The sequence below is a fragment of the Streptomyces sp. NPDC086519 genome (assembly GCF_040686075.1).
GTDB lineage: Bacteria > Actinomycetota > Actinomycetes > Streptomycetales > Streptomycetaceae > Streptomyces > Streptomyces shenzhenensis.
Genome location: NZ_JBFBJL010000021.1, coordinates 1 through 25,860 on the forward strand (window position 1 = coordinate 1; position 25,860 = coordinate 25,860).

At 69.6% G+C, this 25,860-nt stretch carries 29 protein-coding genes and 4 pseudogenes; 16 read left to right on the forward strand and 17 right to left on the reverse strand.

Annotated features, from left to right (window positions below):
* Positions 1-104: 104 nt before the first annotated feature.
* The 5 genes from AB0P24_RS20930 to AB0P24_RS20950 all read right to left on the reverse strand — a co-directional run bounded on the left by AB0P24_RS20930 (position 105) and on the right by AB0P24_RS20950 (position 3,274).
* Entirely contained in the window at positions 105-641 is a 537-nt protein-coding gene (locus AB0P24_RS20930; protein WP_365796064.1) for a hypothetical protein, read from the reverse strand.
* A gap of 129 nt (positions 642-770) precedes the next feature.
* Positions 771-1,505 carry a glycosyltransferase gene (locus AB0P24_RS20935; RefSeq protein ID WP_365796066.1) on the reverse strand — a complete coding sequence of 245 codons (735 nt, stop codon included), beginning with the start codon at positions 1,503-1,505 and terminating at the stop codon, positions 771-773.
* A gap of 88 nt (positions 1,506-1,593) precedes the next feature.
* The gene (locus AB0P24_RS20940; RefSeq protein ID WP_365796068.1) at positions 1,594-2,100 is read right to left on the reverse strand and encodes a hypothetical protein; all 507 of its coding nucleotides are present in this window, start codon (positions 2,098-2,100) and stop codon (positions 1,594-1,596) included.
* 125 nt (positions 2,101-2,225) lie between these two features.
* Positions 2,226-2,465, reverse strand: a complete 240-nt coding sequence (locus AB0P24_RS20945) for a hypothetical protein (protein WP_365796070.1) — start codon at positions 2,463-2,465, stop codon at positions 2,226-2,228.
* 239 nt (positions 2,466-2,704) lie between these two features.
* Positions 2,705-3,274 (reverse strand): hypothetical protein, encoded by a 570-nt coding sequence (locus AB0P24_RS20950; protein WP_365796331.1) that lies wholly within the window; start codon positions 3,272-3,274, stop codon positions 2,705-2,707.
* Between AB0P24_RS20950 and AB0P24_RS20955 the strand changes: the two genes are divergently transcribed.
* Together AB0P24_RS20955 and AB0P24_RS20960 are read left to right on the forward strand one after the other, a co-directional pair.
* Positions 3,228-3,365 (forward strand): Tn3 family transposase, encoded by a 138-nt coding sequence (locus tag AB0P24_RS20955; RefSeq protein ID WP_365796337.1) that lies wholly within the window; start codon positions 3,228-3,230, stop codon positions 3,363-3,365. The two genes, AB0P24_RS20950 and AB0P24_RS20955, sit on opposite strands and share 47 nt — an antisense overlap.
* Positions 3,366-3,377: 12 nt before the next feature.
* On the forward strand, positions 3,378-3,926 hold the full coding sequence (locus tag AB0P24_RS20960) for a Tn3 family transposase (protein WP_365796072.1): 549 nt from the start codon (positions 3,378-3,380) through the stop codon (positions 3,924-3,926).
* A gap of 3 nt (positions 3,927-3,929) precedes the next feature.
* On the opposite strand, the gene AB0P24_RS20965 is transcribed toward AB0P24_RS20960, so the two are convergent.
* On the reverse strand, positions 3,930-5,324 hold the full coding sequence (locus tag AB0P24_RS20965; RefSeq protein WP_365796074.1) for an MDR family MFS transporter: 1,395 nt from the start codon (positions 5,322-5,324) through the stop codon (positions 3,930-3,932).
* A gap of 158 nt (positions 5,325-5,482) precedes the next feature.
* Entirely contained in the window at positions 5,483-6,088 is a 606-nt protein-coding gene (locus tag AB0P24_RS20970; protein WP_365796076.1) for a TetR/AcrR family transcriptional regulator, read from the reverse strand.
* 321 nt (positions 6,089-6,409) lie between these two features.
* On the opposite strand from AB0P24_RS20970, the gene AB0P24_RS20975 reads away from it, so the two are divergent.
* Together AB0P24_RS20975 and AB0P24_RS20980 are read left to right on the forward strand one after the other, a co-directional pair.
* Positions 6,410-6,862: a recombinase family protein gene (locus tag AB0P24_RS20975; RefSeq protein WP_365796078.1), complete on the forward strand. Its 453-nt coding sequence runs from the start codon at positions 6,410-6,412 to the stop codon at positions 6,860-6,862.
* 42 nt (positions 6,863-6,904) lie between these two features.
* Positions 6,905-7,072 (forward strand): annotated as a pseudogene (locus tag AB0P24_RS20980) (IS256 family transposase); the annotation flags it as partial.
* A gap of 6 nt (positions 7,073-7,078) precedes the next feature.
* Here the strand turns inward: AB0P24_RS20980 and AB0P24_RS20985 are convergent.
* A complete protein-coding gene (locus AB0P24_RS20985; protein WP_365796080.1) occupies positions 7,079-7,834 on the reverse strand; it encodes a class I SAM-dependent methyltransferase in 756 nt (251 codons plus the stop codon).
* A gap of 147 nt (positions 7,835-7,981) precedes the next feature.
* Between AB0P24_RS20985 and AB0P24_RS20990 the strand changes: the two genes are divergently transcribed.
* On the forward strand, positions 7,982-8,509 hold the full coding sequence (locus AB0P24_RS20990) for a DUF6817 domain-containing protein (protein ID WP_365796082.1): 528 nt from the start codon (positions 7,982-7,984) through the stop codon (positions 8,507-8,509).
* Between the two features lie 112 nt (positions 8,510-8,621).
* Here AB0P24_RS20990 and AB0P24_RS20995 read toward each other — a convergent pair whose 3' ends face one another.
* The 6 genes from AB0P24_RS20995 to AB0P24_RS21020 form a co-directional block, all read right to left on the reverse strand.
* Complete coding sequence (locus tag AB0P24_RS20995; RefSeq protein WP_365796084.1) at positions 8,622-9,137, reverse strand: hypothetical protein; 516 nt, start codon at positions 9,135-9,137, stop codon at positions 8,622-8,624.
* The gene (locus AB0P24_RS21000; protein ID WP_365796086.1) at positions 9,138-9,887 is read right to left on the reverse strand and encodes a hypothetical protein; all 750 of its coding nucleotides are present in this window, start codon (positions 9,885-9,887) and stop codon (positions 9,138-9,140) included.
* Between the two features lie 377 nt (positions 9,888-10,264).
* Positions 10,265-11,569 (reverse strand): hypothetical protein, encoded by a 1,305-nt coding sequence (locus AB0P24_RS21005; RefSeq protein ID WP_365796088.1) that lies wholly within the window; start codon positions 11,567-11,569, stop codon positions 10,265-10,267.
* A complete protein-coding gene (locus AB0P24_RS21010) occupies positions 11,566-11,745 on the reverse strand; it encodes a hypothetical protein (protein ID WP_365796090.1) in 180 nt (59 codons plus the stop codon). The genes AB0P24_RS21005 and AB0P24_RS21010 overlap by 4 nt, the downstream gene beginning before the upstream one ends.
* Positions 11,742-12,674, reverse strand: coding sequence for a hypothetical protein (locus AB0P24_RS21015; protein ID WP_365796092.1), 933 nt, complete (start codon positions 12,672-12,674; stop codon positions 11,742-11,744). The genes AB0P24_RS21010 and AB0P24_RS21015 overlap by 4 nt, the downstream gene beginning before the upstream one ends.
* Positions 12,675-13,181: 507 nt before the next feature.
* Positions 13,182-13,439, reverse strand: a complete 258-nt coding sequence (locus AB0P24_RS21020) for a hypothetical protein (RefSeq protein ID WP_365796094.1) — start codon at positions 13,437-13,439, stop codon at positions 13,182-13,184.
* 3 nt (positions 13,440-13,442) lie between these two features.
* Between AB0P24_RS21020 and AB0P24_RS21025 the strand changes: the two genes are divergently transcribed.
* Genes AB0P24_RS21025 through AB0P24_RS21040 form a run of 4 tightly spaced genes read left to right on the forward strand, consistent with a single transcriptional unit; the run spans position 13,443 to position 16,697 of the window.
* Positions 13,443-14,438, forward strand: a complete 996-nt coding sequence (locus AB0P24_RS21025) for an FAD:protein FMN transferase (protein ID WP_365796096.1) — start codon at positions 13,443-13,445, stop codon at positions 14,436-14,438.
* Entirely contained in the window at positions 14,435-15,157 is a 723-nt protein-coding gene (locus tag AB0P24_RS21030; RefSeq protein WP_365796098.1) for a ferric reductase-like transmembrane domain-containing protein, read from the forward strand. Before AB0P24_RS21025 ends, AB0P24_RS21030 begins: the two co-directional genes overlap by 4 nt.
* Positions 15,154-16,479 (forward strand): NADH-ubiquinone oxidoreductase-F iron-sulfur binding region domain-containing protein, encoded by a 1,326-nt coding sequence (locus tag AB0P24_RS21035; protein ID WP_365796100.1) that lies wholly within the window; start codon positions 15,154-15,156, stop codon positions 16,477-16,479. The genes AB0P24_RS21030 and AB0P24_RS21035 overlap by 4 nt, the downstream gene beginning before the upstream one ends.
* Complete coding sequence (locus AB0P24_RS21040; RefSeq protein ID WP_365796102.1) at positions 16,476-16,697, forward strand: ferredoxin; 222 nt, start codon at positions 16,476-16,478, stop codon at positions 16,695-16,697. Before AB0P24_RS21035 ends, AB0P24_RS21040 begins: the two co-directional genes overlap by 4 nt.
* A 95-nt stretch (positions 16,698-16,792) precedes the next feature.
* On the opposite strand, the gene AB0P24_RS21045 is transcribed toward AB0P24_RS21040, so the two are convergent.
* On the reverse strand, positions 16,793-17,332 hold the full coding sequence (locus AB0P24_RS21045; protein ID WP_365796104.1) for a hypothetical protein: 540 nt from the start codon (positions 17,330-17,332) through the stop codon (positions 16,793-16,795).
* Positions 17,333-17,430: 98 nt separating this feature from the next.
* On the opposite strand from AB0P24_RS21045, the gene AB0P24_RS21050 reads away from it, so the two are divergent.
* From AB0P24_RS21050 to AB0P24_RS21065, 4 genes and pseudogenes are all read left to right on the forward strand, one after another.
* Positions 17,431-18,123 (forward strand): response regulator transcription factor, encoded by a 693-nt coding sequence (locus AB0P24_RS21050; RefSeq protein ID WP_365796106.1) that lies wholly within the window; start codon positions 17,431-17,433, stop codon positions 18,121-18,123.
* Positions 18,120-19,463 carry a HAMP domain-containing sensor histidine kinase gene (locus AB0P24_RS21055; RefSeq protein WP_365796108.1) on the forward strand — a complete coding sequence of 448 codons (1,344 nt, stop codon included), beginning with the start codon at positions 18,120-18,122 and terminating at the stop codon, positions 19,461-19,463. Before AB0P24_RS21050 ends, AB0P24_RS21055 begins: the two co-directional genes overlap by 4 nt.
* Before the next feature lie 585 nt (positions 19,464-20,048).
* Complete coding sequence (locus AB0P24_RS21060; protein ID WP_365796110.1) at positions 20,049-20,789, forward strand: SDR family oxidoreductase; 741 nt, start codon at positions 20,049-20,051, stop codon at positions 20,787-20,789.
* 34 nt (positions 20,790-20,823) lie between these two features.
* Positions 20,824-21,795, forward strand: a pseudogene (locus AB0P24_RS21065) (RNA polymerase subunit sigma-70); the annotation flags it as partial.
* Positions 21,796-21,850: 55 nt separating this feature from the next.
* Here the strand turns inward: AB0P24_RS21065 and AB0P24_RS21070 are convergent.
* Positions 21,851-21,991, reverse strand: a pseudogene (locus AB0P24_RS21070) (antibiotic biosynthesis monooxygenase); the annotation flags it as partial.
* On the opposite strand from AB0P24_RS21070, the gene AB0P24_RS21075 reads away from it, so the two are divergent.
* Complete coding sequence (locus AB0P24_RS21075) at positions 21,971-22,108, forward strand: hypothetical protein (RefSeq protein WP_365796112.1); 138 nt, start codon at positions 21,971-21,973, stop codon at positions 22,106-22,108. The pseudogene AB0P24_RS21070 and the gene AB0P24_RS21075 sit on opposite strands and share 21 nt — an antisense overlap.
* Positions 22,109-22,369: 261 nt before the next feature.
* On the opposite strand, the gene AB0P24_RS21080 is transcribed toward AB0P24_RS21075, so the two are convergent.
* Positions 22,370-22,579 (reverse strand): hypothetical protein, encoded by a 210-nt coding sequence (locus AB0P24_RS21080; protein WP_365796114.1) that lies wholly within the window; start codon positions 22,577-22,579, stop codon positions 22,370-22,372.
* A gap of 460 nt (positions 22,580-23,039) precedes the next feature.
* Here AB0P24_RS21080 and AB0P24_RS21085 point away from each other — a divergent pair, with 460 nt between their 5' ends.
* The gene (locus tag AB0P24_RS21085) at positions 23,040-24,548 is read left to right on the forward strand and encodes a hypothetical protein (protein WP_365796116.1); all 1,509 of its coding nucleotides are present in this window, start codon (positions 23,040-23,042) and stop codon (positions 24,546-24,548) included.
* Positions 24,549-24,567: 19 nt separating this feature from the next.
* Positions 24,568-25,844: pseudogene (locus AB0P24_RS21090) on the forward strand (Tn3 family transposase); the annotation flags it as partial.
* Positions 25,845-25,860: the final 16 nt, after the last annotated feature.

Here is a 25,860-nt window from a genome sequence, read left to right on the forward strand (position 1 = left end):
CCTGAACGCGTTCCAGATCGCCTTCGAGGGCCGCCTGACCCCGAGCAACAACTGACCACTCAACAACCAAGATCAGCCGTTAAATTGACACACCCGGGGTGCGGTCACCGACTCCAATGTTTGACTAGTTTTCGGACGAGCTCTGAAATTTCTTCTTTTGGCCCGTCAGCGGGTACAATGGTGACTTGATTAGCTATGGGTAAAGGGGGGCGGCCAACGAAATATTCCCGGGTATGGATCAGGAACTCCGAGCGATGTAAGAAGTAGTCACCTTCGAGAGCAAAGGGGCTATCCGTCGCACGCCGCATCTGAAGTATCTTGAGTGAAGCATCGAGATAGATGGTGTGGTCTGGACGTAGGTACGGTAGCTCCCATAAGAGCTTGCGCACTTGCCCATATACCTGAAACCCGAACAGGTGGTCCAAGGCGTAGGCGTGCGCCATGAGCGTGTCCACCGACCGATCCAGAATGACTAGGTGGTGAGGGTCTCTCATGGCTTGAGCGACACGCTCGGCCTCGATTCCCATGAATACGCTGAATGCAGCCAGCTGTTTGGCTGCGGATTTGGTGCGTGGTGGCGGAACGTCTTGAGCGCGCGGGATGTGCTCGACGTAGCACCTCAGAAAGAGTGCATCGAGCATGGGGAGGGCATCTCGGAGATTTTGGATCGCGGTGGTCTTTCCTGCGTACGAAGGGCCCTCTAGACAGATGATCACGGTGACGCTCCTCAGAGCTAGCCTTCTCTGCGCTCGAATATGCACCTGGCCGGATCAGCGAACAGTCGACTGATACCAGTGACGCCAGAAGGAAGAAGACGTCAAACGTAGGCGTGCAGTTATTGGATTCTGCCACCATAGCATTTTCCAAGCGGGCCACTGGTCGTATCGACGAGAGGAGGGTCGGACGCAGATGTCCTGGACAAGTACTACAGGCCTGTACACCCGGTCACCCAATGCCCGTAGGCGAGCAAAGAATTCCGTGTCTTCGCTCATGAACCAGTCAGTACGATACCCGGCGAGCTCACGAAATGCGTCTGCTGTGCAAAACTGGTTCACCCCCTGGGCGCCACGCTGACGTCGCCGGTATGCATCCCAATACCAGCATAGGAGTCGGGAACTTAGACGCTTCGGCTCATATTGCGGGCGAATGGCACCTCCCACGTGGTAACCGGAGGTGAGTAAACGCATGGCCGTCGCGATAGCTTCAGGGGGTACGGTTACATCGGCATCGACAAAGAAGAGATAACGGCCGTGCGCAGCGGCAGCGCCAGTGTTGCGCACCTGTCCAATATTTCTGATTGATTCTCGAATGACACGGACTGCGAACGACTCTGCAATCTCAGCAGTCTCATCCTCGCTTCCGTTGTCGACGACAATTATTTCACCCTGATTCCCGGTCTTCTCCATCCATAACTCAAGAGAATTAATTACGGTTGGGAGGCAGAGCGGCAGGTAAGCAGCCTCGTTGAACGCTGGGATCACCACCGACAGAAGGGGTGCGCTCATTGACAGTCCAACCTCCTTGGTCTCTTGAGCAGGCGCGGCACCACTGCCGCCGCTGGTGCCCAAGGGGTGGTTGCTGGCCCAACCTCCCCTACCCAGACGGGAAGGGCCCCACCCCTAGGTCGTCACGCATCGCCGCACGCAGTGCACGCAACGCCTCGTGGTACTCGTTGGTCAGCCGGCTGTCTTCCGAAGACACGGCTACGGCTCCTTCAGTGAAGTCATCCCTTAAGTTACGGACCGCTCTGAAAAGCTCAATGGCAAGCCCAGCGACGGTAGACGGCGCAAGGATCTCCATCTGGTACCGCAGGCCGTAACATGAAATGAATGCCGCCCGTGCTGCGTGGGCCTTCTGATCGTGAGACGTTTCGGGATCACGGGCGATTCTCCTCATCTCGTTACGTGCTTGAGTAAGATCGGCTAGGAATGAGCTATATAGCTCCTGGCGAGCAACGCGCCACTCCGTTTCCATCTGCCTACGGTGGCGATCTTGATCAATCGCAAGGTCACGGCGATCCCGACGTCGTTCAACCAGCAAAGCCGAACCCATAGCGATGGTTGCACCGGCCAGTGTGCTTACTAGGGTCGTCCACTCCATACCTGGACCCTACTGACCGCACGCATCAGTCGGTACGGAGCATTGTCCACAGGGTGTGCATAAGCATCCTTTCGTGCTTCAGTCACGGCAGCTGTAGTTCTTGATCGGTAGGGCATCGTTGCTGGTCAGGTGGTTGCGGCGGCGGTGATGTTGTTCCAGTGGCGGCCCAGGGCCTCGGCGAGCGTCCAGCAGTTACGCGTGTCCAGTTCCATCAGCAGCCCCTGGGGCATCTCCCGTGCCAGCAGCCGTGGTTCGCGGCGCGGGAAGCAGTCCGCGACCTCGGCCATCACCGCCCCGAGTGCCGCCGTCCACTCCTGCCCGGCTATCGTGGCCTCCACGGCCACCTGTTCTTGATACGTCGTCACAAACGTTCATGATCATGGTGGCCGTTCCCTTGCTCGCGGCCACCCCAGCACCCTGTTGACCAGCACCAACGCATCAACGATCAAGAACTACAGCTGCCGTGTCCGAGCGGCAGTTGTCGCAGGCGTTCCGTCACCCGTTTGTGTAGGTCCATGACGTGTACGAGCGCCTCGTCCAACGCTCCGAGACCGACCATCACCCGGGCCGCTATCAAGATCATTGGTTGCCGTGGTGTCCGACGTCAAGGTGTCCTGTGCGGCTGGGCTTCGCCGTGAGACGGCACGGGCGTGATTGTGCGCAGGAGTATCTGGGAGGGCAGTACCCACGCCAGGCCGAGCAGCGCGCCCAGGGTCGCGATCCAGAGGGTGGGGCGCAGGCCGATCGTTGCGCCGAGCCACCCGCCTGCCAGTGCGCCGATGGGGCGGATGCCGTAGTTGCACAGGCGGCTGGCTCCTGCGACGCGGGATCGCAGTGCGGCGGGTATCAGCGACGCAGTAAGTGATCCACCTGCGATGTCCAGGAGCATCACGCCGAACCCGGAGCCGAACTCCGCCAGGAACAGGCACGTTGCCGCAAGAAGGACGGAGCCCTGCGCAAGGGGGACCAGCACCAGCGGCGCGGGGAAGGCGAAGAGGCCGAGGAGTGTGGCCCGTCCGATTCCGATCCGGCGCACGATCTGGCCGGTCAGCAGGGATCCGATCACTGAGCCGGCGGCGCCGCTGCCGAGCACAGTGCCCAGGAGGCCGGGGCTGAGCCCGAGGCTGATGGTGGGCTTCCGCCTGCTGCCGAGGCTGAAGAACATCGGCAGCATCCGCCTGTACCGCCCGGACGACACCCCGCCCGGCCATCCGGCGCTCGGCGGCTCGCTGACCCGGCCGATCCGCTGGGACCTGATCGAGTAGCAGTACGACCAGATGGTCAAGTACGCCACCGCCCTGCGCCTGGGCACCGCGGAGGCCGAGCAGGTGCTGCGGCGCTTCACCCGCGGCGGACCCAAGCACCCCACCTACCAAGCCCTCGAAGAACTCGGCCGCGCCGTGCGCACCATCTTCGCCTGCGACTACCTCGCCAGCCCCGACCTGCGCCGCGAGATCCACGGCGGCCTCCAGGTCGTGGAGAACTGGAACAGCGCGAACGCCGTGCTCCACTACGGCAAAGACGGCGCCCTGACCGGCCCGGACAAGGAGCACGCCGAGACGTCGATGCTCGCGCTGCACCTGCTCCAGTCCAGCCTCGTGCACGTCAACACGCTGCTGCTCCAGCAGGTCCTGGCCGAGCCGAAGTGGGCCAAGAAGCTCACCGCCGAGGACCGGCGCGGCCTGACCGCGCTGTTCTGGTCGAACGTCAATCCCCACGGTACTTTCCGCCTGGACATGGACAAGCGGCTCGACCTGCTGCCCACGGCTGCTCCCGGTCCGCGAAGAGATTCGGACCACGAACAGCCGATGTACTCAGTGCCATGAAGGTCAAAGGGCAGGGGCCACAACCTCGCCCGTGGGATGCGGCTTCGGGCGAGTGGGCATGAGCCAGGCGAGCAGAACGGAGACGGCGGCGAAGCCCATGACCCACCAGAAGGTGTTCCCGTAGGCGGCGGCCAGGCCATCGGCAGTGGGGGTCTTGGTGCCGAGGAGGTGGTTGATGCGGTTCTGAGCCACGAGGATGAGCACGGCCGCACCGAACGAGGAGCCGATCTGCATGATGATTCGGTTCGCCGCGCTGGCTCGCGGAACCACCGGTCCCGGTATGTAGCGGATCGCCGCTGCCATGGCGGGCACCATAACCATGCCGATGCCGGCACCGCACAGCACGAGCACAGAGCTGAGCAGCACTTCGTTGGTGTGCGCCCCGAGTTGCGTGTAGACCAGGGAACCTGCGCCAGTCAGCCCCAGGCCGCTGATGACGAGCAGGCGGGCAGATGTCCGGTCGGCCAACTTGCCGACCACGGACAGCGAAACGGCCATGCCCAGGCCCTGAGGGGCCAGCAGAAGCCCCGCCTCCACAGCACTGTGCCCCCGAACCTGCTGGTAGTACAGCGGCAGCACGCCCACCGCGCCGAACAGAGCGACGCTGGCGAAGAACAGCACAGCAGACGACGACAGGAAGCTGCGGACCTTCAGCAGCCGCAAGTCCAGGATCGGATTGTCGGTGCGCAACGCGTGCACCGCGAACGCCGCGAGCAGCAGGAACCCGACGGCCAGCGGGATCACGACGTGCCGGTCGGCGAACGAACCGTACTTGCCGACCTCGGTCAGCCCGAAGACCACCACGGCGCAGGCCGGTGAGAGCATCAGAAGACCAAGGACATCCAGCTTCCCGGCGCTGCGTGACTGCCTGGTCGGCATGGTCCGCCAGGCGAGCACGACGGCAGCGATACATACCGGCACGTTGATGAAGAAGATCCAGCGCCAGTTCCAGTCATCGACGATGGCGCCACCGACCACCGGACCGAGCACCGGGCCCAAGGCGGACGGAATCCCCAGTACGCCCATAACCCGCCCCAGTCGCGACGGCCCGGCCTCCTGGGCAAGGATCGCCATGCCCAAGGGCAGAACCATGCCGCCACCGAGGCCCTGGACGACGCGGAATGCGATGAGGCTATGGGCATCCCAGGCGGTGCCGCACAGCACCGACCCGAGGAGGAACAGGCCGATGCTCGTACTCCACATGGTCCGGGCGCCGAAGCGTTCCAGGGCCCAGCCGGACAGGGCCATCACTGCGGCCATCGCCAGCAGGTATCCAGTAGTGATCCACTGGATGGTCAGAAGCGAGGTGTCGAACTCCTTCAGCAGGGTGTTGTAGGCGATATTGGTCATCGTCGCGTCCATCTGCATCATGATCGATCCCAGCGCGACCGTGATCATGAGAGCGACGAGGCGACGGGGCAGGCGTCCGTCGGACGCCTCCTTCATCGGTGCTACGGGCGTGCTCACAGGGGGCGGCTCTCCAATTTCTGCAGTAAATATTTACTGCGGACGTGACTGTCCGGCCGAGCTACTGGGGTCGCGCCGTGCCTGGCTGGCTATTGGGACGGCGCCGGGCCAGTCATGCCATCCAGGAGCTGTCCTAGCGCAAGTTCCCGAACCGTGTGCGTAGTGGGGTCCGCCTCATGGCCTCCCAGCGCGACTTCTCCGCGTCGCGCCAGCACGGAAGCGCCGATGAGGGCGCTCATGGCTACGCCGTAGGCGATCTCGACCGGGCAGTCCTTGCGGAACACTCCTTCGCGCTGCCCGCGTTCGTACAGCTCCCGAAGTTCACGGGGTGGCATGTCGGCCGAGGGCAGTGGCAGGTCCTGCGAGCCATCCAGGGACTCGTGCAGCAACAAACCGACCAGGGTCGGCTGGCGGGACAGGGCATCGGCGAAGGCGCCCAGCATCACGACCATGCCCTCATAGGGCGCAAGCGTGAGCGCGCTCTCCAGGGCTGGCCGCCAGGCGTCGCGCAGCGCCGCCAACCGATCTGCGAGGACGGCCTTGTACAGGCCCTCCTTGCTGCCGAAATGGTGGTAGATCATCCGCTCGTTGACGCCAGCCCGCTTGACGATCGCCTGGACGCGCGCACCCTGAAGGCCGCGCAGTGCGAACTCTTCCGCTGCCGCGGCCAGCAAATGGGTCTTGCTGTCTGTCATGCAGTAAACATTTACAGAACCTCACGCGTGGCGCAACCCGGACCACTCCGGAAGTGTCGGCAAACGATCGTCTGCCGACACTTCCGCCTGTGATCATGAACCCGCAGGTGGGCACTGCCGGCAACTCGCGTCGGAAATCAACGTCGGAGAACGGTCCTTCGAGTAGTTTCCGAAAATGCTCGGCTCCTGCCGCACCTCGACGGCCGGCCAGAACCCCGATCATCAGATCGACGCACTTCTTCGCCACGGCGTGGACCGCGACAACATCCATGTCGTGTCGCCAGCGGCGCGAAGGCGTCCCGCCCGAAGCTCGACCTCGTCATGCAATTGCTGCGCGAGGGCGACACCTTGAAGGTCACCCGGCTCGACCGGCTCTCCCGCTCCGTGCTGCACCTGGTGACGCTCGGTGCTGAGCTGCGCGAGCGCGGCACCGGACTGCACGTCATCGAGCAGGGCATCGACACTGCCACCATGGAAGGGCGGGCGATGTTCGGGATGTTGTCGGTACTTGCTGAGCTCCAGCGCGAGCTGATCGTGGCGAACACGAACGACGGGCTCGCCTCAGCGCGTGCCCGCGGCCGAGTTGGCGGACGTCGGCCACGGCCGACGGCGGACCAGGCCGTGCTCGCCCAACGGCTCTACGACGAGCGGGAGAAGACCGTCAAACAGATCGCCGACATGTTCGGCGTGCCAAGGTCGACGGCGTACGGGCACCTCAACAAGGCCAAGACCGTCTCCCGTCAGCCGAAGAAGACCAAGGTCACGAAGCCCTGACCGCCACTTTGCACCGTGGGTCAGGGATAGGAGACCGGGGCCGTCACCAAAGGCGCCGGCTCCCGCGCGGCCGGGCTCGCGATGGTGTTCAAACTCGTCGAGTCCGCCCAGGCCCGCTGGCGAGCCGTCAACGGCGCCCACCTCGTCCGCGCCGGAGCCCGCTTCGAACGAGGTCAGCTGGTCGAACGCCCCGAGCGCGTGGCTGCCTGACCGAGATCAACGCAGCACGAGCAGATCCAGGGACGACGCCAGGTCCGCCGCCGCTGCCGGGTCGTGAGCTCCCGCAGCTCCGCGCAGCCGCTCCTTGCCGCGAGCGAACTCCTCCTCGGTAAGGCTGCGCATGAGCGTGTCGGCGTCTCGGAGAGCATCGACACGTTCCAGGAGCTCGCTCAGACTCGCGATGCCGGTCTGCGGAACCGGCTCCAGGGCGGCCGGGGCGAAGCCCGCGTCGGCGAAGGCCTCGCAGGTCTCTTCTACGGACGGATAGGTGTCGAGCAGCCTGGTTGTCTCTGGGAACCAGCGCGCGATGCGAAGCCGCTCGTAGCGGCCCGCGAAGGCGTTGCGGATGAGTACCGGTGCTCCTGGGCGCAGCACGCGGCGGATCTCCTGCGCGGCTCCCGGGAGGTCGGGGATGTGATGGGTCACCGTGGACAGCCATGCCGCGTCGGCGCTGGCGTCCGGCAGTGGCAAGGACGCGGCGTGACCCGCCCGGACTTGGATGTCGGGGCGATTGGGTATCAGGGTGCGCATCGCTTCGGAGGGCTCGACCGCGACGACCTTCGCGGCGAACCAGTCGCAAAAAGCTGTCGCGAAGGCTCCGGTGCCCGCGCCGATGTCCACGATGGCCATGTCCGGGGACGGACTCAGGTGTCGGCGCACGGCGTCCTCCCAGGCCGTCAGCCCGTTACGCGGGATTTCTCGAACGGCCCTGAACGAAGTCGCTGTTGCGGCGTCATAGGTGATTCTGGCCATGAGCATCCAGTCTGTTCAGGCGTGCTGGGAGGTGAGGCGGACCAACCGGCAGTTGCTCGGTCGCCTTGGCAGGATCAACGGAGCGTCGATAGCCTCCGCTTCTGTCACCAGGGACAAGGTTGTCAAGCCAGAGAAGGCGGTAGCACCGTGACCGAGCAGGCACTGGTGATGTTGCGGATGGCCGGAGCAGAGGCGATCGACCATCCCGGTGGCAACCTGCTGGCCCACCTACAGCGGGTCAGCGCTCTTCTTGCCTCCTGGGGCGCCCGTCCGGCACTGGTGTCGGCCGGGTTGTGTCACGCCTTCTACGGCACCGACGGATTCCCCGCCACGCTGCTGCCACTGGACCGGCGGGCCGATGTGACGCAGGCCATCGGCGAGGAGGCCGAGGCGCTGGTGTACTTTTACGCATCCTGCGACCGCAAGACCTCCTACCGCACCCTCACCGCGGACTGTGCCGAGTTCACCGACCGTTTCACCGGCGCGCGGAACCGGCCGACCGCCCACCAGCGCCGGGACTTCGCCGAACTAACGGCGGCCAACGAGCTGGACATCGCCGCGGTTAGCCCGGAGATGCGCGGCCGCTTCGGCCCCGCGCTGCTGGAACTGTTCACCCGCTGGCGGCCTTTGCTGTCCGAGCCCGCCTGGGAACACTGCCGCAACGTACTGGGCTGATCAAGCCATCCACAGGATTTGACAATTGCTCCTGCTCATGAGGGTGATGAGCGACCAGTTCAGGTGCGCCTCGGAATGCTGCGGAAGGCAGTCTTCTGCTCGCCCCTGCGCCTCAACGTTGCGCGTCATCCGGGGCACGCAGGCCGGTCAGCTCGGAGATCGCTGCGAGTGAGGGCTTGAAGTAGCGGCGGGCTTCTCCGTCTTCTTGTGCCTCGGCTTCGCTATCAGCGGGGAGGCGCCCGGGCCGGGGTCTGGGAGGGGGTTTGACGGTGAGGCGCCGGCGCAGGTGGAGGTTCTCGGCGTACAGGTTCGCCGTGACGGTGGCCAGGGCGTCGAGTCGGCCCTGGAGTTCGCGTGCGTGGCCGCGGGCCTGGGTGAGCTGTGTGCGCAGGGCGGTGATGGTGTCGTCGCGTGCGACTTCACTGGGGGTACGTCGGATCGGACGGGTGACCTGGGTGTTCCATTCCGCGAGGACGCCGGTGGTGCGGTGGACGGTGGCGTGGCTGACGCCCGCTTCGCGGGCGAGGTTCTCCTTGGTGAGGGCGCCGTCGGTGCGCTGGGGCTGTCCGGCCAGGAGGCGGGCCATGGCGGCGCGGAGGCTGGCTTCGGAGGCCGGGGAGACGGTCATTCACAGGTCCTGGGTGAGGGCAGTGGTGATGGGCTTGATGTCGTCGAGGCGGGCGCGCAGAGCGGCTGGCAGGCGGCGGTCGCGCAGTCGTTCGGTGAGGTCGTGCTGTTCTGCCAGCCAGATAGGGGCGTGGGCTGCGGTGACGGCGGAATTGCGGCAGCGGGTGGGCTGGCAGGCGCCGATCAGTGGTGCTCCGCGCACGGCTTCGGGCAGATGGCGGGTGCACTCGGCCTGCTCCGCCTGCCACAGGCAGTGGTTGAGGGTGCCGAAGTGCAGGTCGGGGAGTTCGCTGCGCAGCACGTCGGCCGCGGTGCGGGGGTCGGCGGCAAGGGCCTGGAGCTGGTCTGGGGTTTCCGCTGCGAGCCGGGCGGCCACGCGGTCGAGTCCGGCGTGCAGGCGGGCGGCGGCAGGGCCGACGGCTACGGGGACTTCGGTGGTGCGGGCGGCGAGCAGGCTGGTGAGTCTGGCGGCTGCGGCGGTGGCGAGCCGGTCGTCGAACTCCTTCATCCACGCGCCGTCGGCGGCGGCGTAGGAGTGGGTGGTGGGGTTGGCCAGGATGCGGCGGGCGGCGTGTTTGAGCTGGATGCCGAGAGCGATTTCGCCGTCTGGTTCCTGGGCGCAGATCACGGACATGGTCTTGCGGAACTGGTGCGGCCGCACCCGTGCCTCGGGAACGGGCGCCAGGCCGGTGTTCAGGCAGTGGGTGTTGACGTGGGCGATGAAGCCGTCGATGAGGGACGGGGCGCTCACGCCCCGCCGGGCGGCTGTGCCGGGGGCGGGGGGTGGTGAACAGGTGGGTGGGGTGCCGAAACAGACGTTCCAGGACGGCCAGGGCGGTCGCGACGGGCTGGATGATCCACCACTTCTCCTCGACCGGCCCGGGCTCGTTCTTCAGCTTGTAGGAGCGCACGGCGGGTGTTCCGTAGTGGAGGGTGAGTGCGCCGCGGCGGATTTCCTGGATCTCGGAGTCGCGCATCATGGTCAGGGCGGCCACGAAGCAGTACAGGGCTCCCTGCAGGGCACGCAGTTCATCGCCGAGTTCGCGGTCGCTGAGGTGCGTGCGCCACGGCCCTGTCGTGCGGTCCGCTCGGTCCACGGTGGTGAAGTGCGGTGTCGGGCGCGGCAGATCACTTCCGTGGGCCTGGCCCGCGAGGATCTGGAACTGGCCCGCGTCCACGGCGGCCTGGACCATGCTGCGGCGCCGGCGGTCGGCGGCGGTTCCCGCCGTGACGCTGGCCGGGCTGTTCGGTCCGTAGACGAGGGGCGCCAGCAGTGCCCAGCGCGGGGAGCCGCACGGTCCGCGGCCCGTGCGGCTCCGGGATCCGGTCTTCGCGGACCGGTACCAGGTGGGTGGGGTCGCTCAGCCATGTCTCCAGGGAGGCGTCCAGTTCGGCGGCCGACCGGGGGCTCGTCCCGGTGGGGATGCGCTTGGCGCCCAAGAGGGATTGGGCCTGCCCGGGGGCGAGGGGGAGGGTGCGGCCGCGGGCAGCCTCGGCGAGGATGCGGCGCCGTCGGGGCGCGGCTGCCCGACGGCCGGAGTCCAGGGCGGTGTGGTTGGCGCCGTCGGTGATCAGCAGGCTGATCACCGACCACATCGGGGTGCCGGCCGCGCTGGTGCGGAACGCGGCGGCGTGCGCGGGAATCCGGGTCGCCGGGTTGGCGAGCCACCGCTCCAGGCACTCATCCACCGGATGCCGTGAGGCCGCGGTGGGCGGCTCGGGCTGCGCAGGGCGGGCGAGGGCCTCGTCGCGGGCGGTGAGGATGTCGTCGGCGAAGCGGTCGATGTAGGTCCACGCGGCCCGCAGCAGGGGCCACCACACCGCCGGCGCGATGGGCCGGGTCGGGGTCGTCGGCACGGTGCCCGCAACGTCGACGGCTGCAGGATCCACGGTCAGGCCCCCGCCGGTGAGGACGTCACGCAGTTCATGCAGGACGGCGAGCACCGACCGGTAGGACCCCAGGGACAGTTCCCCGCTGGCCCCGGCGCTGACCCGGGAGGTCAGGAAGGCGGTGAGGATGCCGGCGTCCCACAGCGGAAGTTGTCCGGGCAGGTCCTGGCCGAGCGCCCAGCGTCCCAGAACGCCCAGGCGTTCGACGAGTTGGCGCACCGTGGACAGGTGGGCAGGCTGAGCAGGGCGGAACGCTCCGGCGGCCCGCAGCCTGGGGTGGGTGGGGTTGAGAAGGGCGAAGGCCACTTCGCGGGCTCGCAGATTCCACACCGGGTCGAACAGGGGGAACGCGATCCGCCAGTTCCCGGGCGCGACGTTGCTCGGCCGCCGCAGACAGGCCCCGCTCCAGCGCTCCCTCTGTCCGAACACGGGCACGGACACGTGCGGAAGCAGGCCGCTGGCCGGGGTGAGGACCGGCTCGTCGTCGGCGAACGCCTGGGCAGGCATGCCTGCGCCGGGCCGGGAGGCGGCGGGGAGGGTCATCGGTCGTACTCCGTACGCATCCCGAGCGGGAGATCCAGCAGGGCACGGCCTTCCTGAGCCTCGCGGCGGGCGGCCGGCATCGACTCGGCACACTCCTCGAACAGCTGCGCCAGCGCGGCGGCCTGGCGGCCCCAAACGGCCTGCCATTGCTGCGGGGCCAGCCGGTTACGCATCATCTCGATGTGCTCCGCCAGCAGGACCAGGCGGGGCAGGTGGGCGGGGAAGACCACCGCGTTGCGGCACAGCATGCACATCGCCGGCGCCACATGGCAGACCTGCCCTGTGGGGCTGTGCGGAGAGCCGAAGGGATCACGGCAGTTGACCAGCCCCATGTCCAGCTGTTCCGCCCGCATCGCCTCTGCCACGCCGGCTCCAGGCCGAGTGCTGCCGCCACCTCCGGTTCGGCCAGGTCAGCGACTGTCTCTTCGTCCGCGAAGACCGGACGGGTCAGCGAGGCGAACACCTTGTGCTGCACGCCGGTCAGCGCACGGCCGGCCAGCACGTGTGCGGTGGTGCCGTGCGCGTAGTGGCGGCGGAAGACCTCCACCTGGTGATCGTCGCCCGCCAGGTCAGCGACCGCCCCGCCCAGTACGACCGCCCGTGTGATCTTCGCGGTCTTCCGCAGCCGGCGCACATTGTGCGGCGCCGTGATTTGCACGCCGCCGACGGCCCCACCGCGGTCGCGGGTGATCCAGTCGGTGAACCGCCGCCCCGCCAGCACAAATCCCGCGCGCCGTCCGGCCAGCCGGGCACAGCCGGTGCCTGCGGGCTCCGCCGCGACCCACAGCCACTCCACCAGATCGGGGTAGGCGCAGCGGACCGGTTCCGTCACCGCGACCAGCCGACGCAGCAGTCCCGGTACGTCCCAGCGCCCCTCTCCCGGATACTCCGCCTCCCTCTCCGGGACGGTGGCAGGGGCATCGGCGTAGCGGCGGTGACGCGTGCGTGCGGCGCGGTGCTTCGTCTGCCGCAGCCGTACCCCGCCGTCGGTGAACTCCACATCCTCCATACCCAGGTCGTGGAGTTCCTCCGGCGTGCACGTGTCCATGGCCAGCAGCAACAGCACCCGGAACGGCTGCAGATCGATCTCCCGCGGGAAGACCATCGCCGGGCGCATAGTTCGAGGGGCCGTTCAGCGTGTGTGGTCGCTAACCGTCGCTGCGGCAGGACCGGCGGTCAGCAGAGGCACCGCACCGGTGGCCGGCCCTCGCGCCATGACCATAAGCCATCGTCCCATGACGAACCGGTCACGGCGGCGCCGGGCCATCCGAGATTAGCGTCCTCTTAGGGGGGCCTTAACCCCCTCTCCGCTGGGGTGAGACGGCACACACGGGGATCTCCACCACACAGGAGCCACCGCCCCCCAGGGCCCCGAGGGCCGTGACCACCAGGCAGGAGCGAACAGCATGAAACACAGGGACACCGCCGGCGCGGAGCGCCGCGACGGCCTCCGGAGGCTGTCCAGGTTGACCTGGCGTGTCACCCAGCTCAGCGCGCTGGCCACGGTGGCCTTCGCCACGCTCTTCACGCGGTCCGCGCCGGTCGTCGCCGACACCCAGACACCCGGCACCGAGTCGACTCCGGGCGGGGTCGGTGCGAGCGCCTCCGCGTCTCAACCGGCCTCCGGACCGGAGTCGCCCTCGGCCTCCCCGTCCACCTCGCCGTCCACCTCGGCCTCCCCGTCCGCCTCGCCGTCCACCTCGGCCGGCGCGCGCAAGTCCCGCACGCCGACCACCACGACGACCACGCGCTCCGCCGCGCCCGCCCCGGCGGTCACCCGCAGGACCACCGCGCCGGTGATCACTCCTACGACCACTGCGCCGAAGCCGACGCCCAAACCCACGCAGACGACGTCGTCGCCGAGTCCCAAGCGATGAGCGGCCTCGCCCGGCCGGCCGGCCCCGTCGCGCCGCTTCCCGGCATTGCCCACGCGGAATTCCGGGCCCTGGGTACCGTTGCCGCCCTGCTGGTCGACGAACCCGCGGCGCTGGACGAGGCCCGCGGGCTGCTCGACGCGGAACTCGCGGCGGTCGACCTCGCCTGCTCCCGGTTCCGCGAGGACTCCGAACTCAGCGCGCTCAACCGCGCCGGCGGCCGTCCGATGCACGTCAGCGACACCTTCGTCGACGCGCTCGGCGTCGCCCTCGACGCGGCGGCGGCCACCGACGGCGACGTCGACCCGACGTGCGGCGGCGTGCTGGTCGACCTCGGCTACGACCGGGACTTCACCGAGGTCGCCCGGGGCGGCGCCGGGACGGTCGTGACCGCGCGGCCGGTACCCGGCTGGCGCGTGGTCGAACTCGACCGGGAGACAGGCGTGGTGCGGGTTCCGGCGGGGCTGGTGCTCGACCTCGGGGCTACCGCCAAGGCCCTGGCGGCGGACCGCGCCGCCGCCCGGATCCACGCCAGCGTCGGCTGCGGCGTGCTGGTCAACCTGGGCGGTGACATCCGCGTCGCGGGGCCGGCACCGGACGACGGCTGGCGGGTCCTGATCACCGACGGCACATCCACCGCCGCCGAGGACCCCCGCCCCGCGCGCGCCGGCGAGGCGCACCGGGCCGTCGCCATCACCGAGGGCGGCCTCGCCACCTCCGGAACCGGGGTGCGCCGATGGCGACGCGGCCGGGAGACGGTCCACCACATCGTCTCCCCGGCCACCGGGGAGTGCGCGCCCTCCCACTGGCAGACCGTGACGGTCGCCGCGTCGACGTGCGTGGGCGCGAACACCGCCTCGACGGCCGCCATCGTACGAGGGGCGGCGGCGGCGGGCTGGCTCGAAGAGCTCGCCGTGCCGGCGCTCCTGGTCCGCCCCGACGGCCGCGCCACCTTCACCGGCGCCTGGCCCCACCTCCACGGAACAACCGGATGACCACGATGACCACCCCTCTTGCGCTGCCCTTCGAGGTGTCCTTCGACGGACCGGGACTGTGGTACGCGACGCGTGCCACCGGACTCGTCGCGCTGCTCCTTCTCACCCTCTGCGTCACGCTCGGTGTTCTGACCACGGTCCGTTTCACGAGCCCGAAATGGCCGCGCTTCGTCACTGTCGGCCTGCACTCCAACACGTCCCTGCTCACCACGGTCTTCCTCGCTCTGCACATCCTGACCACGGTCGCGGACTCGTACACCGACATCCGTCTGAGCGACGCCTTCCTGCCCTTCGCCGCGAACTACCGCCCCGTCTGGCTCGGTCTGGGCACGGTCGCCTCCGACCTGCTGATCGCCCTGATCGTCACCAGCCTGGTCCGCGTGCGCATGGGACACCGAAGCTGGCGCGCGATCCACTGGCTCGCGTACGTCAGCTGGCCGGTCGCGATGGTGCACGCGTTCGGCACCGGCACCGACCCGTCCACGGTCTGGGTGTCGGCCCTGGCGCTGGTCTGCCTCGGCACGGTCCTGGCGGCGTCCGCGTGGCGGCTCCTGACCGGCTGGCCCGACCGCAAGGGCCTGCGGCTGGCGGCGGCGACGTCGGTGGCCGCCGTGGTGCTGGCCGGCTGGGGATGGGCGAGCAGCGGACCGCTGGCCCCGGGCTGGTCCAAGCGGGCTCTCACGCCCGTGACGCACACCTCCACGGTGTGGTCGTCATGACGCTGACCACCACGACCCGGAACCTTCCCGCCGCGCCGCGCCTGCCCAGGCTGCTGGCCGGAGTCCCGCGCGACAGGGCGGCCGGCCTCACCGAGCACCTGGCGCTGCACGGGCGCCCGCCCCTGGGGAAGCCGGGCGACCGCGACCGCCCGGACCGGCTGGTCGACCGCATCGAGCGGTCCGGACTGACCGGCCGGGGCGGCGCGGGGTTCCCGACGGGACGCAAGCTCCGCTCGGTGCTGGACGGTCGGGGCACGCCGGTCGTCGTGGCCAACGGCGCGGAGGGGGAACCCGGCAGCGCCAAGGACCACCTGCTGCTCTCCCGGGTGCCGCACCTCGTGCTGGACGGGATCTCCCTGGCGGCGTGCGCGGTGGGCGCGGATGAGGCGTACCTCGCCGTGCACCGTACCGACACCGCGGTGCTCACCGTGCTCGGCCAGGCCCTGGCCGAGCGGCGGCAGGCCGGCCTGGACCCGGTCCCGATCCGGCTGGCCGGGATACCCGGGCGCTATGTGTCGAGCGAACAGTCGGCCATCGTCCAGTACCTCAACAAGGGGCCGGCCATGCCGACCTTCGCGCCGCCACGACCGCACGAGCGCGGCGTGCACGGCCGTCCGACCGTGGTCAACAACGTCGAGACGCTGTGCCACCTCGCGCTGATCGCCCGCCACGGCGACGTGTGGTTCAGGCAGGCGGGCACCCCGGGCGCGCCGGGGACGACCCTGGTCACGGTCAGCGGCGCCGTGGGCCGGCCGGGCGTGTACGAGATCGAGATGGGCGCTCCCGTCGGGCACGCCGTCACCCTGGCCGGGGGGCTGGTGGAACGCGCCGGGGCGATCCTGGTCGGCGGTTATTTCGGCACCTGGATTCCGGCCGACACCGCCTGGTTCACCCCGCTGACCCACGCCGACCTGCGGGCGATCGGCGGCGCTATGGGCGCCGGGATCATCATCGTGCTGCCGGAGTCGTCCTGCGGGCTGGCCGAGACCGCACGGGTGGTCCGCTACCTCGCCGAGGAGACCGCCGGGCAGTGCGGGCCGTGCGTAAGGGGGCTCCCGGAGCTGTCGAACGAGCTTGTCACCCTCGCCTACAGCGGTGGCCGGGGGCGCACGCTCGCCCGGGTCCAGCAACTGGTCGAGCTCGTCGAGGGCCGCGGCGCGTGCAAGCACCCCGACGGGGCGGCCAACCTGGTGCGCAGCGCGCTGAAGACGTTCGCCCAGGACATGTACTGGCACGACGAGGACCGTCCCTGCACGGGGCTGGAGCGCCCGCCGCTGCTGCCCCTGCCGGACGATCAGGCACGAGACTGGGAGTTCCGGTGAGGTACAGGCTGCGCGTCAACCCCATCACCTGCGAGGCGCACGGCATGTGCGCCGAGCTCCTGGGCGAGATCATCGACCTGGACCCGTGGGGATACCCGATCCTCGGCTCCGACCGCGTGCCCCCCGATCTCGTCGGGCACGCCGAGCGCGCCGTGGCGAGCTGCCCGACGCTGGCGCTGATCCTGGACCGCTCCTCCCATGCCCGGGCACGGGCCTGACCGAGTCCGCGGCACGGCTCCGCGCACCGTTCCGGGCCGGGGTCGGGCATGCCGGCGTACTCCCACGCCCGATGCCGGAAGGGGTCCGTCCGGGCTCAGTGGTGGTCGTCGTCTTCGTGCTCGGAGTCGTCCTCGGACCTGGTGGAGACCTGCGCCGTGGGGATGCCCGAGGAACAGCTGACCCGCAGGACGACCAGCGTGCGGGAGGCCGCGAAGGTGACGGAGGCGACACGCGAAGGCCCCCGAAACACCGACCGCACCTCGTATCCCTGCGCCGGGCTCCATGAGGCGAGGTACGCCCCCGACACACCGCACACGGCGAGCGCGGTGCCGCCGGACGAGGCCACGGCATCGGTGTGGCCGGCGGTCCGCGGTGCCGATACGGCCGGAGCCGAACGCGAAGGGCCGGGTTCGGCGGCGGGCTGCGAGCCGGCGTGCGGACTGCCCGAGGGGGCGGCGGTCGGATCCGAGGAGGCGGCCGCCAGCGCGCGGGCGACGTCGTCGCCGCTCCAGGTGCGCACCCGGCCGGTGTAGATCCCGTCACCGAGTGCTGAGATCGCGAGGAGGCTCAGAGTGGTCGCCAGGGCGGCGCCGACGGTCCAGGCGGCCACACCTCCCCATATGCGCGCGTGCATGGACGGCATCATGGCGCCCCGCAGGCTAAACCCGGGTAAAGGCTTCGACAAGTCCAGGCCTTAGGCAGTCGGCACCGGCTCGGTTATCGTATGGCGCCATGGCACAGCTGTTGCTCGTGGAAGACGACGTGGCGATACGCACCGCCCTCACCCGTTCCCTGACGGAGCGAGGGCATGCGGTCACCAGCGCGGGCACCGGCCTGGAAGCGCTGCATCTGGTGGTGGAGCGTCAGCCGGATCTGCTGCTGCTCGATCTGGGGCTGCCCGATCTGGGAGGTTACGAGGCCCTTTGCATGATTCGCGCGATCAGTGATGTGCCGGTGATCGTCGCCACGGCCCGTGACGAAGAGGCCGAGATGATCCGGGTGCTCGATGCCGGAGCCGACGACTACCTCGTCAAGCCGTTCGGAGCGGGCCAGGTCGACGCCCGGATACGGGCCGTGCTGCGCCGCACCACGGCCGACGAGGCGGGCGGGGCGGAACCGACGGTGGTCGGCGGCCTCACCTTCCAGCCGGATGCGCACGAGGCTCGGCTGGAGGGCCGTCTGCTGGAGCTGAGCCCCAAGGAATTCGCGCTGCTCCATTACCTGGCCGTGCACGCCGGGCAGGTGGTGCCCAAGCGCGATCTGCTCACGCACATCTGGCGGCAGCCCTACGGAGGCGCGGACAAGACCGTGGACGTGCACCTCGCCTGGCTTCGGCGCAAGCTCGGTGAGACGGCGCAGGAGCCCCGCTACCTGCACACGGTGCGCGGAGTCGGTATCAAACTCGTGGATCCGACCCCGTCATGAGACGGCGCCTCGTGCTTCTGGTGGTGGCGACCAGTTCTCTCGTCCTGGTCGCCTTCCTGCTGCCACTCGGGCTGCTCGTGCGCACCGTCGCCGCGGACCGCGCGATCGACGGCGCCGTGACCCGGGCCCAGTCGCTGACGCCCCTGGTCGCCACGCTGGAACGGACGCGGCTGGCTCAGGTCGTCAGGCAGCTGGACACCGAGACCCCCGACAGCCCCATGACCGTGTTCCTCGCCGACGGCGGCACCGTGGGGGCGTCGGCACCGCGCTCGCAGGCCATGCGCCTGGCCGCGAGCGGCCGCAGCATCGTCGCCCAGGCGCCGGGAGGAGTCGAGGTCCTGGTCGCGGTCCAGGGACTGCCGGACGGCACGGCGGTCATCCGGGTCTTCGCCCCGGAGTCCGAACTGCGCCACGGGCTCGACACGGCCTGGATGCTGCTCGGCGCGGTAGGAGCCGGGCTGCTGGTGCTGAGCATCCTGGTGGCCGACCGGCTCGCCCGTTCGCTCGTCTGGCCGCTCAGCGATCTGGCGCGTGCCTCCGACCGCCTCAGCGCGGGCGACCTGACGGCCAGGGCGACACCCGCCGGCCCGCCGGAGGTACGCAAGGTCACAACGGCGCTCAACACCCTGGCGGGGCGCATCGGAGAACTGCTGACGAGGGAACGCGAGTCCGTCGCGGACCTCTCGCATCGCCTGCGCACCCCGCTGACCGCGCTGCGCATCGAGGCGGAGTCGCTGACCGACCCCGAGGAGAGCCGGGCCATCGGCGAGGGACTCGACACGCTGGAACGCACCGTGAGCGACATCATCCGGGAGGCGCGCCGCCCGTCCCACGGAGGCCTGTGGGCGGTCTGCGACGCCGTCGCGGTCGTACGGGAGCGTGCTGACTTCTGGTCGGTGCTCGCGGACGAACAGCGACGGCCGATGTCGGTCCGGATACCAGAAGGCCCGATCCCCGTGCTCGTCTCCGCCGAGGACCTGGCGGCCTGTGTGGACGTGCTCCTGGACAACGTCTTCGCGCACACGCCGGACGGAGTCGGCTTCGGCATCGGTCTCTCGCCGAGGCCGGGCGGGGGCGCACGGCTGACGGTGCGGGATGCCGGGCCGGGATTCATCGGAGGCCTGCCCACCGAGCGCGGCGCCAGCCAGGCGGGCTCCACCGGACTCGGCCTCGACATAGCGCGGCGTACGGCGAAGACGGCCGCCGGAACACTGGAGCTGGACAACGGGCCGACCGGTGGCGCGTGGATCACGCTGGAGCTCGGCGCCCCGCCCGGAGCCCAGCCGCGCCGCCACCGGCGCCATGTACGTCTCCCCCACGCCGACACCGGCTCGCGCTGACCGCGCCCGCCCCGTCCCCTCGCGGAATCCGGGACGGAGCCCTGCCGGTGGCCGGTCCCGCGGGTGTACCCGGAACCCGGACGGCGGGCTCCTCGCCTTCCGGTATCTGACCAGAGCACCCCGATCAGGGCTCCCCCAGCTCACGTTCCCCCGGGAGGAGCCGTACCCGTCTCCGATCCGGGTGCCGGACGACCGCCGAGGCCGAATGCCGGTGTTTTGCCTGTGCGCTGCCTCGTTGCCGGGCGGGCCCCTGTGCGCATACTGCGGTGCCCTGGAGCACGTCCGGCGTCGAGGCCGGCCGGTACCGGGGCTGCGGAGGGATGTCGCCACCTTGGCCGTGGGCAACCTCGACAAACCCACGGCCCGCAGGACGTGAGCCTCGAGATCGCCTTCGCCCCCGTGCCACCCTCCAGGCCCTCAGCCAGGTCACCGGCGTCCGGGCTGTGCGGGCGGTGTCCCGTTCGAGGATGGTGCGGGAGGTAAGTCGTCCGCACCGTCGAAAGATTCTTCCGCCGGGACGACGGTTTTCTCTCCTCCTGCTGGTCTTGATTGGCGACCCAACCCGACCAGCACGTGGAGCCTGCGATGCCAGATCACCTCCAGACCGCCGTCGTCACCGGTGCGAGCCGCGGCTTCGGGCGCGCGATCGCCGCCGCGCTCGTGGCCCGTGGCACCCATGTCATCGGTATCGCCCGCAACGGACAGGAGCTAGACGCCGTACGCGGCGAGCTCGGCCCGATGTTCACGTCCGTCGCCGCCGATGCCACCGGCGAAGCCCTCGCCGAGGAGGTGATCCGTACTCACCGGCCCGGTCTGCTCGTGCTCAACGCCGGGGCAACGCCCCACATGGCGCCCGTGCACGAGCAGACCTGGGAGACCTTCAGCCGCAATTGGGAGGTCGACGCGCGGCACGTCTTCGCCTGGACTGGGGCTGCTCTGCGAGCGCCGCTGACTCCGGGCAGCGTCGTGCTCTCGATGTCCAGCGGAGCCGCGCTGGGCGGCTCCCCACTCAGCGGCGGATACGCCAGTGCCAAGGCTGCCATCCGGTACCTGCGCCAGTACGGCGCCGAGGAGTCGCAGCGGGCCGGGCTGGGCATCCGGTTCGTCACACTCCTGCCGAACATGACTCCGGTCGGCGGGGTGGGCGACGCAGGGGTCACGGGCTACGCCGCGCGTGCCGGCGTAGCCCGTGAAACCTTCATCGAAGGACGGCAGCCGATCCTCACCCTGGAACAGATCGGCAAGGCCGTGGTGGAGCTCGCCGAGGCCCCGGACAGCGGTCCGGAGTACCGGGTCGACGGCGCAGGGCTGAACCCGATCGACTGATCCACCGCTTACGTCGGCCCCCGCCGCACTCCGAGGAGAACCCACGATGCCATCGAACGCCGAGTTCACCGCTCTGGCCGAGCAGTTCCGGCCAGAACTACTCGCGCACTGCTACCGACTCCTCGGCTCGATCCACGACGCCGAAGACCTGGTCCAGGAGACCTATCTACGGGCGTGGCGCGCGCTCGACGGCTTCGAAGGCCGTTCCTCGGTGCGGCGGTGGCTGTACAAGATCGCCACCATGGCCTGCCTGACGGCCTTGCAGACGCGATCCCGGCGGCCTCTTCCATCGGGGCTGGGCGCGCCGTCGGACGATCACCGTGTGGCGGTGGCTCCCCGCGAGCCGGCAGTGCCCTGGCTCCAGCCGGCGCCGGACGCACGGTTCGGCACCGGCGACCCCGCGGCGATCGTGGCCACGCGGACGGGAGTGCGCCTCGCATTCATCGCCGCACTACAGTTCCTGTCCGCCCGCCAGCGCGCGGTGCTGACCTTGCGCGACGTGCTCGGGTTCCGGACGGCCGAGGTGGCCGAGATCCTGGACACCACGACCGCTGCCGTGGACAGCGCGCTCCGCCGCGCCCGGGCCCGCCTGGCCGATGCCGGACCGGTCGCCGACGACCTGGCCGAGCCGGACCAGGAGACCCAGCGCGGCCTCCTCGACGACTATGTCAACGCCTTCACCCGCGCCGACCCCATCGCACTGGTGCACCTCCTGCGCGCCGACGTCGAGCTGGAGATGCCCCCGACCCCGACCTGGTTTACCGGCCGCCAGGCCGTCATCGGCTTCCTGTCCGCCCGCGTCCTGCGCCCGCACCTGTGGCGGCTGGCCCCCACCCGCGCCAACGGTCAGCCGGCCCTCGTCGTCCACAAGCACGCGGGCGGCGGGCGGTACGAACCGTACGGCATCCAGGTCCTGACCCAGCGCGCGGACCGCATCGCCCGCATCACCGCCTTCAACGACCCGTCCCTGGTCGCGTCCTTCGCCCACCACCTCGAAACGCACTGACGCGCCACTGGGTTCCCAAAGCCCAAGGCGTGGTATTTGTCGCGTCCCGGCTCTGTCATTGCGGGCTGGCGGACCGGACAACCTCGAAGAACCAGAAGGTGGAGTCGGCGGCCTGCATGGGGCCCTCCATCCATGCCTTGAAGCCCTCCTCGCCGCGCCAGCGGGCGTAGACCAGGTGCTGGTCGGTGCCCTCGACGGCGAGCTCAACGTCTTCGCCAACCCTCCGATGCTGCTCAGCGCGCTCTGGACGTCCTCGACCGGGAGCCGCCGAGCCGCCTGCGCGCCACCGCCCGCACCCGGCTGGAGCGCCTGAACGGCCTGTTCACCGGCCCCCCCCCCCGCCGAGCCGACAAGACCCCCTCTATCAGCTGGCCGTCGACCCCGCCGAGCAGGCCGCGCTCGCCGAGCGCCTCGCTGCCTGCCCTGACCAGCCCATCACCGTTACCCTCGCCCGCTGAACAGGAGACGGGTCCGTCGCCGGGAAAGCGGTGGGCCCGTACGGTTCGGGGCCGTCCCCGCGACGGGGCGGCCCGGCCTGGGCCGACACGACACCCCTTTTGCTACGGCCTGGGTTTCACTGCGTCTGTGTCGTGTAGGTGATGGTGTAGTCCTCCACCGGCAGGGCTCGGTCCGCGGCGTATTCGGCGCGTGCCTGCCGGTCTTCTGCGGTGATGTCGGGATGCACGGGGGCCGTCTCGGGAGCGCGCCACAACTGGATCAGGTGGTGCTCACCGTGGTCACCGATGCCGGGTTCGGGGTCGTCGGCGTGACAGTACAGGCGCATTCGTCTCCACGATGGGCGAGAAGAACTACAAGTCCATCCCCTACGCGTGGGGGGCCATCCGCGACATCGTTGGCGGCGTAGTCGTAGCCCATGTCTGTCCCTACGCGTGGGGGTAAACCCGCACGAACCGCCGAGCGATGGGGTTCCTGCCGGCGTCCAGTCCCTACGCCTGGGGGGCCAACCAGGACAGTCGAGCACCAGTCCCAGTCGTAGTCGTCGAAATCCCTACGCGTGGGGGTCCATCTTGCCAGGCAGTGTCCGGGTTGTCCGGTGGCCTTCCGGCCGTCGGCTGTCGCCGGTTCGCTCGGGTGCTCTGGAGAGGTTTCCCAGAGCTGAACCCGTCCGTCAGCTGACGGACGCCCGGGCGCAACCTTCCGGTGTTCTCGCGTGTCCACGTAGTGTGCTGACGATACGCAGAACATGGCGGACAGCGGCGGCCGCGGCTTTCGCGGCCGCCGCCGTGGCGGCCGCAACCCCGGCCGCGCACGCCGCCGCAACGACGCTCGTCCTGGACGCCCAGGAGAACTACTACCTCCCCACCGAAGGCGAGGGCCCCAACCTGGACCTCGGCATCACCGCCTCGGGCGGAAACGCCCATGACGTCTCGGTCGCGGTCGACGCGTCCTCCCTCGCCGGGAAGGCGACGATGGTGGTCACGGGAGACTGCGTGAGCACCGGCACCCTGAAGGTGAGGTGCGACGTGGGCCCGCTGTCGGGCAGGGAGCCCATCGACCCGTTCTTCCTGAAGCCCACCGCGGCCGCCAAGGCGGGCGACACCGGTGCCATCACCTACACCGCCACCGCCTCCGACGCGGCCACCGTGACGGGCAAGACAAACGTCCTGGCCGGCGGGCCCAAGCTCGTCCGCCGGCCCTACCCCGCGCTGAAGGGCATCGCGCCCGGCGCCGTCTTCGAGCGCACCCCGGCCTTCGCCAACACCGGCACAGCCCCCGCCGACAAGGGCGTCATGCTGCTGGTGCAGGACTCAGAAGGCGTCTCTCTCGCCCGCGACCACTCCAACTGCCACTACTCGGACCGGCCCGACGTCGGCGCCTGGTGCCGGTTCGCCACCCCGGTCGCACCCGGCACGGCCTACGAGACGGACGCGCCGCTGCGCTACACCGCCTCCAAGGACACGATGTACGGCTACAACACCTACGTCGTGTGGCCGGCCGGCGCCACCGCACCCGACTCCTTCGACCCGTCCGACTTCCCCGAAACCGGCACCGGCGCACCGCTCGGCCTGAAGCCCGCCGCCCCCGGCTCCAAATTCACCGGCTCCGGGTACGGCACCTTCGCCACCACCCAGCACGCCGACTACCAGGCGCTCGGTGACACCGTCCAGGGCAAGGCCGGCCAGACGACGAGCATCACCGTGGGCGTACGCAACAACGGGCCGGGCCGGATGGACTTCCAGTGGACGGACGCCGACAACTCCGGCACGTTCGTGGTGACCCCGCCCGCCGGCACCACCATCACCGGCGCCCCCGGCCCCGGCGAGCAGGGCGACCCCGGCCCACTGTGGAACTGCACACCAGGCAAAGCCGGCGCGAAGAGCTACACCTGCAACATCGCCAGCACCGACTTCAGGCCGGGCGACTTTGTCACCCAGCAGTTCACAGTGCGGATCGACCGGGTCGTCCCCGGCGCACACGGAAGCGTCCGGGCAGTGGACAACCCCCAGTACCCCCACCGCGACAACAACACGGCGAACAACACCGCAGCCATCACCGTGAAAGCCACCGGCCCGGCAACGCCCAGCACCACCGCGTCCCCGCCGGCCACAGCCACCGCGAACCCGTCCGGCTCCGGAACGGGAACCAGGAACGGGACGACGGCCGGCGGCGGCCTCGCCGCCACAGGCACGGACGAAACCCTGCTGCGGACGGGCACCGCCGCCCTCCTGGTGACCGGCGGCACACTGGTCTACCTGACAGCACGAAGAGCACGGCCACAGCGCGGCCGCTGACACCGCCGCCCCGGCGCGTGAGGTGAACACCCGGACCGGGTTCCCCGACGCCTTCGTGCACCTCGGGAACGCACCACCAGGATGAAAGACCAGCCCGCCTCCATGGTCACGCTGCTGGTCTCCGAGGCGCGCAACACCGGCCGGCCCCGCTGGTCAACCCCGGCTACGAGGCGTTGACCCGGGCCCGGCTCGTGCACGTCGACCAGTACCACCCGCGGGCCGAGACCATCGCCGCGGCGAACGCCACGCTGATCGCAGCCCACGCCCAGATCCCGATCGTGCAGTTCCGGGGCAACGGGCTGCTCGCCTCCGCGGACGGCCTGCAGTTCGCCGTCCCCGTCCAAACCGTGAACACGGCACCGCCGCCGAAGCACTCCGGCTTCAAGCAGGGCACCACCCGGCTCAACGCGGTCAACGACCAGGCCGCGGGCATCGGACAGACGGTCGTGCCCCGCACCCCCCGCGACTCGCCGCACATCCTGGACACCCTGACGAACCTGGGCAGCGGGGAGAAGCCGGAGATGGCGGCGACCGACAACACGTCTTACTCCGACATGGTGTTCGGTCCGTTCAAGATCCTCGGCCACAACTCCACTCCGCGGTTCCGCGACCCGGACGACCAACGGTCCTGACGGGCCACGAAGCCCGGCGTCGAGACGGGCACACACGGCGCGGTGAAGGACCTGGCCCGCAACCAGGTCAACCTGAACAAGGGGATCACGCACCGGCCGGACATGCTGAAGGCCGCCGGTTCCCTGGACACCGACCAGGTCCGCGCCCACCACCTGCCGCGCATGTCCGGGCGCGAGGGGCGCCCGACCCCACTGGGGGCGGCGCTCGCGGAGCACGGGCGGAGCGCGGAGACCGAGCACCTGCTGCACGAGGCCGACCCGGCGGACGACACCTGCCGCCGGCAGATGAACCGCCGGCTCACCATGCAGGAACCCCGCCACAAGCTCGCCCGCGACGTGTGCCACGGCAAGCGCGGCACCATCCACCAGGCCTACCGGAACGGGACAGAGGACCAGCCCGGCACACTCAGCCCAGCCCTCAACCCCATCATGCTCTGCACGACCCGCAACACCGACACCGCCGTCGCCCAACTGAAGACCCAAGGCCACGAGATACCAGACGAGGACATCCCCCGGCTCTCTCCCCCCGCCCAAACACCCCAACCCCAACCTGCCCAGCCGCTACAACTTCACGGCCTCGACCCCGGCCGCCGGCGCCCTGCCCCCGCTGCGCGACCCGGAGGCGTCGGAGCTGGACGAACACGACGACAACGGGCAGGAGTGAGTCAGGAGCCGATCGG